We start from the raw sequence: 14824 nt of genomic DNA, 5'->3' as shown, positions 1-14824 counted from the left end.
TGTGGCGGCGCCCATTGATCCGGACGATGGCGGGTACGCGCGGTGGACCCCCACGGAAGGACGCCGCGTGTCCCCACAGCGCAAGAACATCTTCGTACTCGGCCTGGACGACGCGAACCTGCCGACGCTGCGTGCCGTCCCGGACGCCGGCACCTACCACTTCCACCCCCTGCTCGGTCTCGATGAGCTGCAGGGCGGTGAGGTGTCGGTCCGCGATCTGATGAACCGCGCCCGCGCCGTCCTCGACGCGCACGAGGGCAGCATCGACGCGATCGTCGGCTACTGGGACTTCCCCGTCAGCACGCTCGTGCCGATGCTCGGCAGCGAGTACGGCACCCGCACCACCAGCCTGGAATCCGTCGTCAAATGCGAGCACAAGTACTGGAGCCGGCTGGAGCAGCGGAAGGCCGTCGACGCCTGCCCCAACTTCGGCCGGGTGGACCTCGACAGCGCCGACCCGCAGCCGCCCGAAGGCGTGAACTTCCCCATGTGGCTCAAGCCGGCCCTCGCCTACTCCTCGGAACTCGCCTACGGGGTGAAGGACATGACGGAGTTCCGTACGGCCGTCGACACGATACGAGAGGGCATCGGCCGGGTCGGAAGGCCCTTCGACGCGGTGCTCGAACTCCTCGACCTGCCCCCGGAGATGGAGGGCGTGGGCGGACAGGTCTGTCTCGCCGAGGAAGCCATGACCGGGATCCAGGTCGCCGTGGAGGGCTACGCGCACGACGGCGACGTCACGGTCTACGGGGTGCTCGACTCGATCAGCTACCCCGGCTCCTCCTGCTTCCTGCGCCACCAGTATCCGAGCACGCTGCCCCCGTCCGTGATCCGCCGCCTGCACGAGGTGAGCGAGCGGACCATCCGGCAGATCGGCATGGACGCGGCGACGTTCAGCATCGAGTACTTCTACGACCCGCGGACCGGGCGGATCGGCCTGCTGGAGATCAACCCGCGCCACTCCCAGTCCCACGCGGAGCTGTTCCAGTACGTCGACGGCGTCCCCAACCACCACCGGATGATCCGCCTCGCGCTCGGCGACGACCCCGTGACACCCGGTGGGCAGGGCGCCTACCGCCTGGCAGCCAAGTGGTACTACCGCTGGTTCGGCGAGGGCACCGTGCACGAGGTGCCCACCCCCGAGGCGCTCTCGGCCATCGAACGGGACATACCCGGCGTACGCATCGACGTCGTGCCGTCCGAGGGACAGAAGCTCTCCACCGTCCCCGGGCAGGACAGCTACAGCTACGAGATCGCCCACATCTTCACCGGAGCGGACGACGAGGAGGGGCTGCGGCGCAAGTACGACCAGTGCGTCGCCGCCCTCGGCCTCTCCTTCGACGACACCGCACCGGGCGGCCACGACGTCAAGGCCTCGTGAACAGGGCCGCGGGCGGAAAGGAGCAGAACACAGGTATGCGACACGTCGACCGGCTGCCGTACACGGTGCGGCGGGAGGACCACGTCACCATCACCATGTCGGACGGGATCCGGCTGTCGGCGAGGATCTGGCGGCCCACCACCGCCGACCGGCAACCCGTCCCCGCGATCCTGGAGGCCGTCCCCTACCGGAAGAACGACCTGACCTCCACCCGCGACGCCATCCACCACCCCTACATCGCAGGCCACGGCTACGCCTGTGTACGCGTCGACCTGCGGGGGACCGGCGAGTCCGAAGGCGTCCTGCTGGACGAATACCTGGAACGCGAACAGCGCGACGCCGAGGAGGTGCTCGCCTGGCTCGCCGCGCAGCCCTGGTGCGACGGCACCACCGGCATGATGGGCATTTCCTGGGGCGGCTTCGCGGCCCTCCAGGTCGCGGCCCGCCGGCCCCCGGGCCTGGCAGCCATCGTCATCGCGTCCTTCACGGACGACCGGTACGCGGACGACATGCACTACGTCGGCGGCGCCATGCTCTCCGACAACCTCGCCGAGGCGGGCACCATGTTCGCCTACTCCACCTGCCCGCCCGACCCCGCCGCCGTCGGCGACCGCTGGCGCGAGATGTGGCTCGAACGGCTGGACTCGGCGCGCCCCTGGGTCCTGGAATGGCTGCGTCACCAGGAACGCGACGACTACTGGCGCCACGCCTCGCTCAGCGAGGACTACGGCGCGCTCGGCTGCCCCGTACTCGCCTCCAGCGGCTGGGCCGACGGGTACTCCAACGCCGTCACCCGGCTCCTGAGCCGCGTCGGCGTACCGCGCAAGGGGCTGATCGGGCCCTGGTCGCACAAGCTGCCCCACCTCGGCGAACCGGGACCGGCCATCGGATACCTCCAGGAGGTCGTCCGGTGGTGGGACCACTGGCTCAAGGGCATCGAGAACGGCGTCATGGAAGGGCCCATGATCCGCGCCTGGATGCAGGAGAGCGTGCCGCCCTCCACGGCGTACCAGGAACGGCCGGGCCGCTGGGTGGGGGAGCCGGGCTGGCCGTCCCCGCACATCGGGGAAGTGGCCCACCCGCTGCGGGACCACCGCATCGTGTGCGCCGACGACGACCCGCCAAAAGCCGGGGGAGCGGAAGCGGCGGAACGCGTCCACACCATCCAGTCACCGCTGTCCGTGGGCCAGTTCGCCGGGAAGTGGGCCTCGTACAACGCCCCGCCGGACCTGCCCTACGACCAGCGGGAGGAGGACGGCGGCTCACTCGTCTTCGAGACCGAGCCGCTCGCGGAACGCGTGGAGATCCTCGGCGCACCCGCGGTGGACCTGCTGCTGTCCTCGTCCAGGGAGACCGCCCAGGTCGCCGTGCGGCTGTCCGACGTGGCGCCCGACGGCAGCGCCACCCGGGTCACCTACGGGGTGCTCAACCTGGCCCACCGCTCCGGCGGCGGCCGGTCCGAGCCGCTGGAGCCCGGCGAGAAGTACCGCGTCCGGGTCCCGCTCAACGGCGTCGCCCAGGTCTTCCCGGCGGGTCACCGCATCCGCCTGTCGCTCTCCACCTCCTACTGGCCGCTGGTCTGGCCGGCCGCCGCACCGGCCTGCCTGAGCGTCCACGAGAGCGGCAGCGGCCTCACCCTGCCCGTCCGCCCGCCCGAGGCCCCCGACGGGATGCCGGGGGTGCCCTTCGGCGAGCCCGAGGGGTGCGCGCCCCCCGAGGTCACGCAGCTGACCGAGCCCGAGCAGGCGTGGACCGTGTCGAGGAATCTGGTCGACTACCGCTCCGTGCTCGACATCGTGAAGGACCGGGGGCTCCAGCGGTTCGAGGAGAACGGCATCGAGGTGGGGCTGCGCGCCTGCGAGAAGTACACCTCCGTCGCCGACGACTTCGGGTCGGTGAGCGGCGAGTCCGCCTGGACCATGCGGTTCGGGCGCTCCGGCTGGGACGTGCGCGTGGAGACCCGCACCACTCTGACCTCGGACGACACCGCGTTCCACGTGGACGCCACCCTGGACGGATACGAGGGCGGCCGCAGGGTCTTCTCCCGTACCTGGAACGAGGACGTGCCCCGCGTCGCCCCCTAGGGAGCGGGAGTGGGAGTGGGCCGGCGCCACTCCAGCATCAGGATGGTGGCGTCGTCGTTCAGCCTGTCGTGCTGGGACTCCCTGATGGAGTGGATGAGCTGCCGGAGGGCTTCCGACGCGGGCTCGCCGGCGGCGGTGGCCCGGATGACGAAGGCCGTGAAGCGGTTCAGCCCGAACTGGGTGCCGTCCGCCATGCGGGCCTCGGTCACCCCGTCCGTGTAGAGCAGGACGCGGTCGCCGGGCCGCAGGGGCACCTGGTGCACCCTCCGGTCCGCTCCGGCGAGCTTTCCCGGGGTGCCCATGGGGGGTTCGCCGGGGCGGTCGAGCACGTTGTCCAGGACGCGGTTGTCCCGGATGAGCAGGGGAGGCGGGTGGCCGCAGTTGATCCAGCTCAGAATCCCGCTGGACATGTCCAGTTGCAGGGTGATGCCGGTGCAGAACTGGTCGGGCAGCCACTCGGCCAGGACGTCGTCGACGGTCTCGACGAGTTCCCTCAGCCCCGCGCCCTTGCGGCGGGCACTGCGGCAGCCGGCCATGGCGATGGCGCTGGTCATTCCCGACGCGAGGTTGTGGCCCATCGCGTCGAGGATCACGGCGTGCAGTGTGGACTCCGTGAGGGAGTGGTCGAAGGCGTCCCCGCCGAGCTCGTAGGCCGGTTCGAGGACCGCTGCCGACACCGCGCGCTCCTCACCCACCGTGCGCGGGGGCAGAAGGGCCCGCACCATTTCCGCGGGCAGCGTCATGGCCTCGGTACGCGCCTGCTCCACGAAGCGGTCACTGAACGCGCGTTTCGACGTGACGGCCATCGCGATCACGGTCGCGAGACTGTTGCACCGCTCCAGCCGCGTCTTGTCCAGCGTGTCCACGGACACGCCGATCACGCCCAGCCGCTCCGCCCCGTCGACGAGCGGCAGCCACGCGATCAGGGTGCCGGTGTCGGTGGTCTCGACGCGCAGCGCCAGGGAGCGGTAGGCCGCTCCGGCCAGTGACGCGTCCACACGCAGCTCCGTGTCGCCGGAGAGCGGTGTCAGGAGCTGCTGCTGAAGGTCGACGAGGTAGATCTCGACGCGGCGCATCCCCAGCAGCCCCGCGTACCGGTCGACGAGCGCGGGCAGGTCGGTCGGTGCGGTGGCGTGCACCTGCGCCAGGAACCCGTGCAGCAGCTGCTCGCCGCCGCTGGTGGGGGAGTGCGTCATGGGGGTATCACCCGTCCGGCAGATGTGCGCGCTGGGGACAAGCCAACCGTCCGGGGGCCGGGAACGGCCAGTCCGGGACGCCATTCGGCTGACGGTCCGAGTGAGGGACGACGACAGAAAGGAGGGGCCGTCCGGGAATTCCCGGACGGCCCCTCCTTTACGCGTACGAGCTCCGTACGGACCGGTCAGATGCCGCGGTGCCCGTGGTAGTAGCCGCCGATCTGCTCGTGGTATCCCGGGAGTCACATACAGGGGCCGAGAACAATAAAATGGGCTGGGACATGACCAGCGGTCATGTCCCAGCCCATTTCTGTTGGCAGCGGGAATTATTTACCAGCGGTACCAGCGGCCGCGCTTTCCACCGCCGCCCGCCGGGCGTACGACGAAGCCGAGCAGCCACACCACGAGGACGGCGATGGCTATCCACCACAGAGCCTTCAGGGCGAAGCCGGCCCCGAAGAGAATGAGCGCAAGCAGAAGAACCAGAATGATGGGAACCATGGGTATCAACCTCCGAGGCTTCACGTGCCCCGGCCTCCGTTCTGTATTCCTGGAGAATTTCACGACTTTCCTGTGCGAGAACGGGAAGGAGATGTCCTCGCCCGCTGTGCCGGGCGGACAGTACGTGGAACACCCATAGTGGGTGCTGGCGGCGGACATCCTGCTGCTGGCCACCCCGATCTGGCTCGGGCACCCGTCGAGCCTGTGCCAGCGGGTGCTGGAACGGCTGAACGCCGGCATTTGTGAAACCGACGGCGAGGGAAGGCAGTTGCCTTACGGAAAGGTGGCCATGGTGGCCGTCGTGGGCAACGAGGACGGCGCCCACAAGGTGAGCGCCGATGCTTTCCAGGGTCTCAACGACCTGGGATTCACGCCGGCCCCCGGGGCGGTGAGTTATTGGGTCGGAGAGGCCCGGCACGGGACCGACTACCAGGACCTCGACGAGACGCCCGAGGCCGTCAGGTCCACCACGCGTTCGATGACCGTCAACGCCGCTCACCTGGCCCGGGTCTTGGCCGACACCCCTTATCCGCCGCGCTGACCGGTGTCCGCCCGGTCTTCGTCCCCGCCCTGTGCCGCTGTCGTGTCAGAGAACGGCAGCGGCACACCGTTTGGCCGCCGCGTGTGTGGAACGCATGGCTCCGGGTAGTCGCAGCTTCGCGTATGCGAAAGCAGGCGCCGCCCGACGGAAGGGGAATGATCGCGATGTCGATACCCGTATCTGTGCAGGTACCGGGGACCACAACAGGTGCGCCGGCGGAACTCCCGGAGATCGCCGACCCGTTGAAGGTCGCACCCAAGGACGCCCGCGCGCTCAGCAAGCTGTTCTTCGACCGGCTGCGGAATCTCGAAGAAGGCACGGCGGAGTACCAGTACGCCCGTAACACGCTGATCGAAATGAACCTGACCCTGGTTCATTTCGCGTCCGCCCGCTACCGCAACCGCGGCAACGGCCAGATGGAAGACATCATCCAGGTGGGGACCATCGGGCTGATCAAGGCCATCGACCGCTTCGAACTCACCCGCGAAGTCGAGTTCACCTCGTTCGCGATCCCCTACATCGTGGGGGAGATCAAGCGCTTCTTCCGCGACACCACCTGGTCCGTGCATGTACCGAGGCGGCTCCAGGAGCTGAGGGTCACCCTCGCCAAGACCAAGGAGGAACTGGCCACCGCGCAGGGCCGGGAGGCCACGGTCGCCGAACTCGCCGAGCGCCTGGAGATCAGCGAGGAGGAGGTCATCGAGGGCCTCGTCGCCTCCAACGGTTACACCGCGCACTCGCTGGACGTGCCCCTCGACGGGGCGGAGACCGACAGCCCCAGCGGAGTGAGCCGCACCCACGCGGACATCACCGGTGAGTGCGACCCGGGCATCGAACTGGTCGAGAACCTGCACGCCCTGGCGCCCCTCCTGGAGACGCTGGACGACAGGGAGCGCGCCATCGTGGAGATGCGCTTCGGGCAGGAGATGACGCAGTCCCAGATAGGCGAACGGCTGGGGTTGTCCCAGATGCACGTCTCGCGGCTCATCGCCCGCATACTCGGCAGGCTCCGCGAAGGCATCCTCACCGAGGACTGACCGGAGAACCGGGCGGGGGCTGTGCGGCCTCGCCTACTGGACGCGCGAGGTGCTCCCGGACGACTCGTCCTCGTCCTCGTCGTCGTCCGATCCCGGCACGTGGACGTCCGTGACGTTGATGTTGATCTCGACCACTTCGAGACCGGTCATGGTCTCGACCGCGTCCGTGACGTCCGTACGGATGTTGTGCGCGGTGTCCAGGATGGGGATGCCGTAGTCGACGACGATGTCGACATCGATGGCGGTCTGCTTCTCGCCGACCTCCACCTTGATGCCCCGCCCGGGATCGTTGGAGCGGGAGACCTTGTCCTTGACGGCACCGAGTGCCCGCGACGGTCCCGAGCCGACGGAATGGACACCGTCCGTATCCCGTACCGCGATGCCGGCGATCGTGGAGACCACACTGTCCGCGATGGTGGTCGTCCCTCGGGAACCGCTCGAATTGCCGCTTTCCAGCCGGGTGCCGCTGACGCTTTCGTTGGTCGCCATGAGTTCCTCACACAGAAGCTTGTCGGGGAGGGGGGATTCGTCCGGGCGGATCACCTTCCGCCACGGTCCGGCCCGTCTCCCACTCTCCTCCGGCCCTCGCCGACCCGCCATTCGGGTGGCCGGCGAGACCCTGTAGACAGTGTCTACGGCGACCTGGTAGACACGGCCCATGGATTCTGGAAACCCCCTGCGGGAACGGCTGATCGACGCCGGTGTGGAACTCGTCATGACCGAGGGGTCCGCGTCGCTCGGGCTGCGCGAGATCGCGCGGCGGGCCGGCGTGTCCCATGGGGCCCCGCGCCGCCACTTCCCCACGCACCACTCCCTGCTCTCCGCCATCGCTCGACGGGGCTTCGCCGATCTCGCCCACCGCTTCGCGGCGGCGGCCGACCCGGCGGATTCCCCGCGCGCCCGGCTGCGGGCCCTCGCGGACGCCTACCTCGGCTACGCCTGGGAGCACCACGGCATGTTCGAGCTGATGTTCCGTCACGACCTGCTCGACAGTGAGAGCCAGGAGCCGTCCGGCGGGGCCCGGGGCCCGGAGCGGCCCCGCCTGCGCGAGTCGACCCTCCCGCTCTTCGCGCACCTGGTCGAACTCGTCACCCAGGACCGCGAGGAGAACGCGCAACGCCGGACCGGCCCCTCCCACGAGGCCGCCCCGCCGCCGGCCGTGACCGCCGCCGCGCTGTGGACCAACCTGCACGGCATCGCCGAACTCCGCGCCCGGCGCAGCCTCCAACTCGCCCTGGGCGCCTCGTCGTCCGACGGCGGAGACCCGCTGGAGCCCCTCGTCGCGGCGGTGCTCGACGCCCACCTCGGCCGGGTGAATTCGTGACGGTGACCGCCGCCCCCGCCCTGCGGCCACGCGTCGCGCTCGTGGCCTCGGTGGCGGGCGCCATGATCGTGGCGCTGGACGGCACGGTGCTGCTCGTCGCGCAGCCGGATCTGCAACGCGACCTCGGGGCGGACGTGACCCAGGTCCAGTGGACCAGCACCGGCTACCTGCTCGCGGTCGCCGCCTTCCTCGTCATCGCCGGGCGGCTGGGCGACCGGTACGGGCACAAGCGGCTGCTGTTCATCGGAGTGCTCGGCTTCGGCGCGGCCTCGGCGGGCATCAGCCTCGCCCCGGGGGTCGGCTGGGTGATCGGCCTGCGTGCCGCACAAGGCGTGTTCGGGGCACTCCTGCAACCGGCGACGCTCGCCCTGCTGAGGCTGGTGTACCCGGCCGACCGGCTCGGCACGGCGGTCGCCGCCCGCACCAGCGCGATCGGGGTGGCCGCGGGGGCCGGCCCGGTGCTCGGCGGAGTGCTCGTCGCGCACTGGGGGTGGCGTGCCGTGTTCCTGATCAACATCCCGGCCGCCCTCGCCATCGCCGCGCTCACCCTCGCCGTACGGACACCTGTGTCGCCGCGCACCGCGTTCCGGCGGTTCGACCTGGCTGCCGGCGCCCTGCTCGCCGCCGCGCTCGCCGTCCTGGTCCACACCCTGGCCGGTGTTCCGGACCACGGGTGGACCGGCGTGCGGACGGTCCTCGGGCTGGTGACGGCCGTGGTGTTCGCGGCCGGGCTCGTCGTGTACGAACGCCGCAGCGCACAGCCGGTCGTGCCCGCGGTGGTGACGCGTTCGGTGCCGGTGATGGCGTCGATGGCGCTCTTGCTCGTCACCTCGGGCGGAATGTTCGGCGCGCTGTTCGTAGCCACGTTCTTCCTGCAGCAGGGGCTCGGCCTCGACCCGCTCACCACAGGTCTGCGCGTCCTCCCGCTGACCGTGCTCATGGTCGTCGGAGCCCCGGCCGCCGCGGCCGGGGCCCGCAGATTCGGGCCGCGCCGCACCGCCGTCGCGGGCCAGGCGGGCGTCGTCCTCGCCATCATCGGGCTCTCCCGGCTCTCCCCGGACAGTGCCTGGCCGGAGACCGGCGTGCTCTTCGCGGTGCTGGGCGCCGGGTTCGCCACCGTGATGGTCACCGCCACCGGTACCGTCGTCGGGGACGCGCCGCCCGGCCACGCCGGGGTCGTCGGCGGGCTCAAACAGACGGCCATGAACGTGGGTCCGACCCTCGGGATCGCCGTCGCGGCCGGTCTGATGCCCCTCACTTCGTCCGCCGTCGCCACCCCGGCGGAACCGGCCCTCGCGATGTCGGGGCCCGCCATGGGCCAGGCCCTGATGGCGGTGGCGGCACTCGCCGCGCTCGGCCTGGCCCCGGCGTTGGTGCTGCCCAGGCGGTGACGTCGCCCGAACGCGCGGTGTCCGGGCGGGGGCGCGGGACCCTGCCCGGCCCGTGCCCCCGCCCGCGCGGGGCCGTCACCGCGCGGTCCGACCGCGGCGCTCCGCGAAGCGCTCGCGTCGTCGCCCGGGCCGTGCGCCAGTACGCTGCCAGAGGATCACGGCCCGTGAACGAGGAGCAGACCGATGGACCTCCGTTTGAGGACGATCAGCCGGGACGAGCACATGGCGTTCATCGACGGCCTGCCGTCGGCGAGCCACATGCAGGTGCCGTCCTGGGGCGGGGTGAAACCCGACTGGCGGGCGGAGAGCCTCGGATGGATCGACGAGGAGAACCGGATCACCGGCGCGGCCCTCGTGCTGTACCGGCCGCTGCCGAAGCTCGGGCGCCACCTCGCCTACCTGCCCGAGGGCCCGGTCATCGACTGGTACGACGACGACCTCGGCCGGTGGCTGAATCCGCTGCTGGGCCACCTCAAGGAGCAGGGCGCGTTCACCGTGAAAATGGGGCCGCCGGTCGTCGCCCGGCGCTGGGACGCGGCCACGGTGAAGGACGCGATCGCCGATCCGCGCGCCCACCGGCTCGGCGAGGTCGAACCCACCACCCGCGACCCCCGCGCCTTCGCACTCATGGACCGCCTGCGCTCCCTGGGCTGGCAGCAGTCCGGCGGCGCCGGCGCGGACGGATTCGCCGCCGGGCAGCCGCGCTATGTCTTCCAGCTCTCCCTCGCCGGCCGCTCCCCGGACGACATCCAGCGCGGCTTCAACCAACTGTGGCGCCGTAACGTCAGGAAGGCCGAGAAGGCCGGCGTCAAGGTGGTCCAGGGCGACTACGCCGACCTCGACACCTTCTACGCGCTCTACACCGAGACCGCCGCCAGGGACCGGTTCGTCCCGCGCCCGCCGGAGTACTTCCGGCGCATGTGGAAGGCCCTGACCGCCGAGGACCCGGACCGCATGCGGCTCTACCTCGCCGAACACGACGGGGAGGTGCTGGCCGCCGCCACCATGCTCACCGTCGGGGAGCACGTCTGGTACTCCTACGGTGCCTCCACCAGCCGAAAGCGCGAGGTTCAGCCCAACAACGCCATCCAGTGGCAGATGATCCGCGACGCCCACGCCATGGGCGCACGCGTCTACGACTTCCGCGGCACGACCGACACGCTGGACGAGAGCAACCACCTGCTCGGTCTGCTCCGCTTCAAGGTCGGCACCGGCGGGGAGGCGGCCGAGTACGTGGGCGAGTGGGACTATCCGATCAGCAAGGTCCTGCACAAGGCGTTCAGCCTCTACCTGGCGCGGCGCTGAGCTGAGCGTCATCCCGGGGGGCCGAACGTGCCCTGGGTCATACGGGTCCGGTGCGGCGGCGCAGTAGTCTGCTCGGCGATCCAGCACCCGAGGGGACGCCCCGATGCCCGCAGACCTCGCTCCACTCATATCCGCCACCACCCAGTGGCTGACCCGCGCGTTTCCCTCCGGCGGCGGCGCGCTCACCGCTGCCCTGGCCGAGGCGCAGGCCCGCCAGGCCGTCACCGTCGCCGCCTGGCTGCGCTACCCCACGGACCTGGACGCCGCCCTGGTGACACTGGTCGGACCTGGCGGCTCGGCGCGCCTCGACGCGCTCACCGGGGTCCGCGGCGGCGGGGCGGCCGACCCGCGGGAGCCGGCCTGGCGGAGCTGGGTCGACGAGGTCGTCGCCAGCTGGGCGGCCCATCTGCTCACCGCACCGGACGCCGCCGGGGAAGCGGTGCGGGCCCTCGAAACGTGCGAGCACACCTGTGCCGGACCCGCCGAGTTCCGCCGGCTGACCGAACCGAGCGCCCACGACCTGGCGGCCACCGCACTGCTGCGCCACCCCGATCTGCTGGAGCCGGTAGCCCGCCTCCACCATGCCGGCCTGCTCGACCGCCTGGGGCGGGCCCGCACCTGCTGACCGCCCGGCGCGGCCACGGCGGGGTCAGCCCTTGCCGCGGCCGGAAAGAAGATCACGGGCCCGGTCGACCAGCCCGGCACCGGGGCCGAGGATCTTGTTGCCGGGCGGGGTGTCGGGGGCCGAGGGGTGCGGACGGGTCGGGGCGGTCTTCTTGGCCGCGCGGACCCTTTCCCCCAGCGTGTCCAGGGCCTCCGGGGAGCAGGCCGCCGCGAGCAGCGGGAACAGCCGGCCCTCCTCGTCGCGCACGTGCTCGCTGACCTCGAGCTTCAGCTTCGCCACCAGGTGGTCGAACTGCGGGTCGTCCGCGGGCAGCCCCTCCAGCTCCTTGAGGTGCTGCTCCACCTTCGCGTGGTCGGACAGCTCCTTGTCCGCCATGTCGTCCCCGTCGTCCACGAACCTGCGCACGGCCGGGTAGAGGTGCATCTCCTCCGCCACGGAATGGCGGACCAGCTCGATGGTCAGCTGGTCGGCCAGCTTCCTGCGCCGGTCGTCACCGACCGGCTGCTTCTCGATCTCCGCGAACAGTTCGTCGACCTCGCGGTGGTCCGTGGTGAGTTCCGCGATCACGTTGCCGCCGTGTCCCATCAGAGAAAACCCTCTCCGCTTGTGTGGTGCCCGTTGTGCTGGTGCGAGCCGCAGCCAGCTCACCGTTCCACAGGGGTACCCCCGAACCCTTCCAACACACGGAGCCACGCCTCACGCTGCGCAGCCTGGCGTAACCGCACCCGCCCGGGTCGCGTACGCGGGACGGACCCACCGGCCGGGAACGGCGCCGGCGCCTGCGCGGCGGATCAGTGCCGGGGCACGGCGTCCGTGGCCATGGCTTCCCTCAGCGCCGTGGTCGCCGTCCGCAGACACGACGGGAAATCGCGCTGTCCCCGGGCGTCGATCCATTGGCCGAACGCGCTCTGGAAGGCGACCACAGCGATCTGAGCGACCAGGCCGGCCCTGTCGGGTGGTACGCCGCGCCGCGTCAGCCCGTCGCGGATCGCCATCGTGAGGGTGGCGAGCTTGGTGCGCTCGCGTTCCCGCAGTTCCGCGCTGCTGTCGATCACGGCACGGCGCTCCGCGGCCTGATCGACGTGGGCGACCAGCCGGGAGCCGACCCGGGAGAGGGCGTCGAGGGCCGCGGCCAGCGGGGCGGCCGCCTCGGCGGTGTCGAGCAGCGCGTCCGAGACCGCGACGGGCAGCTGTTCGGATCCCGCGAACAGCACTTCGCGCTTGTCGGGGAAGTAGCGGAAGTACGACCGCCGGGTGATCCCGGCGCGTTCGGCGATCTGGGTCACCGTCACGCCCTCGTAGCCGTGCTCCTGGAAGAGTTCCAGCGCGGCCTTCTTGAGGCGCTCCTGCGTACCGGGGTCCCATCTCGCCATGGCCCGACCCTAGCAAGTGATGTCTCGGTGTGTCATCGGTGCTAGCCTGAGTGATGACACAGTGAGACATCACTTGGTGCGGGACGCATGGGGCCCGGACCGGCGGAAGGAGCCGGCATGACACCGGACACGAGAACCGATGAGGTGTGGATTCTGGGAGCCACGGGCCGGATCGGCCGCGCGGTCGCCGCTCGACTGGCGGCCAGGGGCATCGATCCCGTCCTGGTCGGGCGGGACCCCGGGCGTCTGCGCGAGGCCGCGACGGCCCTCGGCCGGGACGGCGATTCGAGGATCGTGCAGGCCGATACGGCGGAGCGCATCGCCGCCCGGATCGGCGAGAAGCGTCCCGGGGTGGTCGTCAACACCATCGGCGACTACGCGGCGACGGCCGCGCCGATCGCCCGCGCCTGCATGCCGGGTGGCCACTATGTGGATCTGGCCGCCGACCTGGTCGCCGTTCCCCGGCTGCTCGGCCTGCACCAGGACGCGACGGCGGCCGGCAGCACACTGGTGACCGGTGCGGGCTTCGGTGTCCTGGCGACCGAGTCCGTGGTCGTGAAACTGTGCGAGGGTCGGCCCGCTCCGCGCGAGGTGCGCGTCGACGCGCTCGCTTCGGTGGCCATGGAAGCCGGAGCCGTCGGTGCCGCCTTCGCGGCCACCTCCGTCGACGTGCTGACCACCGGCGGACGCCGCTACCGCGAGGGCCGGCCGGTCAGGGCCCGGCTCGGCGCCGGCCCGCTCACCCACATCCTCCCGGACGGGCAGACGGTGAGGTCCGCCGGCCTGCCCTCGGGTGAGCTCCTGGCCGCCCAGCGGGCCAGCGGATCACCTTCCGTCACCGCGACCTCCGCTCTCGCTCCCGCCTCTCCCGCCGTGCGGGCCGTGCTCCCCGTGCTCGGGGCCCTCCTGTCCGTCCCGGTCCTGCGGCGTCTCGCCGTCAGCCGGATGGCCGGGATGCGCATGAAGGCCGCCCCGATGCCCCGGCGGCACTCCTGGGGACACGCCGTCATCACCTGGCCCGACGGCACAAGTCGCGAAGGGTGGCTGCGCGCCGGTGACGGCATGGACTACACGGCCGATGTCGCCACCGAGGCCGCCGTGCGGCTGGCGCGGGGCGAGGGCCGGCCCGGCGCGTACACACCGGCCGCCGCGTTCGGCCCGGACCTCGCCACTGCGGCCGGCGGCGACTTCATTCTCGACTGAACCATCAGCCGAAGGTGAAGCTGAAGCGGAGGGTGAGGTGGGCTCGCGGCCGTCCGGCCGGTGCCGACGCCCGGGGGCGTGGTCCGCGCGCCCGGCCGTCCTGGTTCAGCCCTCGACGCTCCGCGTACCACCGAGCGGCCACGCCTCTATGTCGCGGTAGCGGATCTGCTCCTGGCCGCGCCCCGCGTTGCTGCCGACCAGGTGGAGCCGCTCGGCGTGCCAGGCGTGGCCGCGAAACCCGTCGAGCCGCGCGGCGATCTCGGCCGCCGAGGTGTGATCGCCCCGGCGGACGCGGGCCAGGGTCAGGTGGGGCCGCAGGGGCCGGTCCTCCAGGGTGACGCCGCAGCCCTTGACCACGGACCTGACGTCGGCGGCGAGCAGATGCAGTGCGTCGAGGTCTCCGGCGATCCCGCTCCACGCGACCCGTTCGTCGAACGTCCCGCCGCCGTGCAGCGACAGGCGGGGAGAGCGATGGGCCGCCGCGAGGTCCGCGAGCGGAGGGCGGAGCAGCGGAACGGTCCGGGCCGGGAGTTCGCCCAGGAACGCCAGGGTGATGTGCCAGTCCTCGACACGGTTCCACCGCACGTGGGGGTGCGTGCCGTACAAGGGGCGCAGCTCCTGGGCGAGCTCCTCCTTCGCCGGGTCGGGCGGGGCGAGGGCGATGAACACGCGAACGGTCGCGGGCGGGTTCTGTTCGTTCACACGGCATTCGTATCCCATGCGTTCCGAGCCGCCTCCGCCGGACAGGTGGCACCACCACAGAGAACCTTACGCACGGTGATGGAAATGGCCATTGGTTCGGGGCGGGGCGCGCAACCGGCGCACGGGAGCGCGATGTGATCGGCGCGTGTCCGAGGGGCTGG

Annotated in this window: 14 protein-coding genes and 1 pseudogene; 9 read left to right on the top strand and 6 right to left on the bottom strand. The window is 71.3% G+C overall.

The annotated features are described in order from the left end of the window. Positions 1-67 precede the first annotated feature (67 nt). Together P8A18_RS00805 and P8A18_RS00800 are read left to right on the top strand one after the other, a co-directional pair. Positions 68-1381 carry an ATP-grasp domain-containing protein gene (locus P8A18_RS00805; protein WP_306050753.1) on the top strand — a complete coding sequence of 438 codons (1314 nt, stop codon included), beginning with the start codon at positions 68-70 and terminating at the stop codon, positions 1379-1381. 35 nt (positions 1382-1416) lie between these two features. Next, positions 1417-3465, top strand: coding sequence for a CocE/NonD family hydrolase (locus P8A18_RS00800; RefSeq protein ID WP_306050751.1), 2049 nt, complete (start codon positions 1417-1419; stop codon positions 3463-3465). Here P8A18_RS00800 and P8A18_RS00795 read toward each other — a convergent pair. Beyond that, positions 3462-4661 (bottom strand): PP2C family protein-serine/threonine phosphatase, encoded by a 1200-nt coding sequence (locus tag P8A18_RS00795; RefSeq protein ID WP_306050749.1) that lies wholly within the window; start codon positions 4659-4661, stop codon positions 3462-3464. The genes P8A18_RS00800 and P8A18_RS00795 overlap by 4 nt on opposite strands. A 330-nt stretch (positions 4662-4991) precedes the next feature. After that, positions 4992-5162: a hypothetical protein gene (locus P8A18_RS00790; RefSeq protein WP_018550762.1), complete on the bottom strand. Its 171-nt coding sequence runs from the start codon at positions 5160-5162 to the stop codon at positions 4992-4994. A 142-nt stretch (positions 5163-5304) separates the two neighbouring features. Between P8A18_RS00790 and P8A18_RS00785 the strand changes: the two are divergent. Continuing rightward, positions 5305-5703 (top strand): annotated as a pseudogene (locus tag P8A18_RS00785) (flavodoxin family protein); the annotation flags it as partial. Positions 5704-5858: 155 nt separating this feature from the next. After that, positions 5859-6740 (top strand): RNA polymerase sigma factor SigF, encoded by an 882-nt coding sequence (locus P8A18_RS00780; protein WP_306050747.1) that lies wholly within the window; start codon positions 5859-5861, stop codon positions 6738-6740. A gap of 33 nt (positions 6741-6773) precedes the next feature. On the opposite strand, the gene P8A18_RS00775 is transcribed toward P8A18_RS00780, so the two are convergent. Further along, positions 6774-7229, bottom strand: a complete 456-nt coding sequence (locus P8A18_RS00775) for an Asp23/Gls24 family envelope stress response protein (protein WP_306050745.1) — start codon at positions 7227-7229, stop codon at positions 6774-6776. A gap of 169 nt (positions 7230-7398) precedes the next feature. On the opposite strand from P8A18_RS00775, the gene P8A18_RS00770 reads away from it, so the two are divergent. The 4 genes from P8A18_RS00770 to P8A18_RS00755 all read left to right on the top strand — a co-directional run bounded on the left by P8A18_RS00770 (position 7399) and on the right by P8A18_RS00755 (position 11385). Then, positions 7399-8064, top strand: a complete 666-nt coding sequence (locus P8A18_RS00770) for a TetR/AcrR family transcriptional regulator (RefSeq protein WP_306050743.1) — start codon at positions 7399-7401, stop codon at positions 8062-8064. A gap of 62 nt (positions 8065-8126) precedes the next feature. Further along, the gene (locus tag P8A18_RS00765; RefSeq protein WP_306060611.1) at positions 8127-9455 is read left to right on the top strand and encodes an MFS transporter; all 1329 of its coding nucleotides are present in this window, start codon (positions 8127-8129) and stop codon (positions 9453-9455) included. A gap of 183 nt (positions 9456-9638) precedes the next feature. Then, positions 9639-10760 carry a lipid II:glycine glycyltransferase FemX gene (locus tag P8A18_RS00760; protein WP_306050741.1) on the top strand — a complete coding sequence of 374 codons (1122 nt, stop codon included), beginning with the start codon at positions 9639-9641 and terminating at the stop codon, positions 10758-10760. 103 nt (positions 10761-10863) lie between these two features. Beyond that, positions 10864-11385 (top strand): hypothetical protein, encoded by a 522-nt coding sequence (locus P8A18_RS00755; protein ID WP_306050739.1) that lies wholly within the window; start codon positions 10864-10866, stop codon positions 11383-11385. 24 nt (positions 11386-11409) lie between these two features. Here P8A18_RS00755 and P8A18_RS00750 read toward each other — a convergent pair whose 3' ends face one another. Continuing rightward, on the bottom strand, positions 11410-11970 hold the full coding sequence (locus P8A18_RS00750; protein WP_306050737.1) for a hemerythrin domain-containing protein: 561 nt from the start codon (positions 11968-11970) through the stop codon (positions 11410-11412). Positions 11971-12176: 206 nt separating this feature from the next. Then, a complete protein-coding gene (locus tag P8A18_RS00745; RefSeq protein ID WP_306050736.1) occupies positions 12177-12758 on the bottom strand; it encodes a TetR/AcrR family transcriptional regulator in 582 nt (193 codons plus the stop codon). A 117-nt stretch (positions 12759-12875) separates the two neighbouring features. Here P8A18_RS00745 and P8A18_RS00740 point away from each other — a divergent pair, with 117 nt between their 5' ends. Continuing rightward, positions 12876-13961 carry a saccharopine dehydrogenase NADP-binding domain-containing protein gene (locus tag P8A18_RS00740; protein ID WP_306050734.1) on the top strand — a complete coding sequence of 362 codons (1086 nt, stop codon included), beginning with the start codon at positions 12876-12878 and terminating at the stop codon, positions 13959-13961. A gap of 105 nt (positions 13962-14066) precedes the next feature. On the opposite strand, the gene thpR is transcribed toward P8A18_RS00740, so the two are convergent. Next, entirely contained in the window at positions 14067-14681 is a 615-nt protein-coding gene (gene thpR, locus P8A18_RS00735; protein WP_306050732.1) for an RNA 2',3'-cyclic phosphodiesterase, read from the bottom strand. Between the last annotated feature and the right edge of the window lie 143 nt (positions 14682-14824).

Source organism: Streptomyces sp. Mut1 (assembly GCF_030719295.1).
GTDB lineage: Bacteria > Actinomycetota > Actinomycetes > Streptomycetales > Streptomycetaceae > Streptomyces > Streptomyces castrisilvae.
The sequence above is the reverse complement of the archived record's forward strand: the minus strand, read 5'-3'. Positions and strand labels throughout refer to the sequence as shown.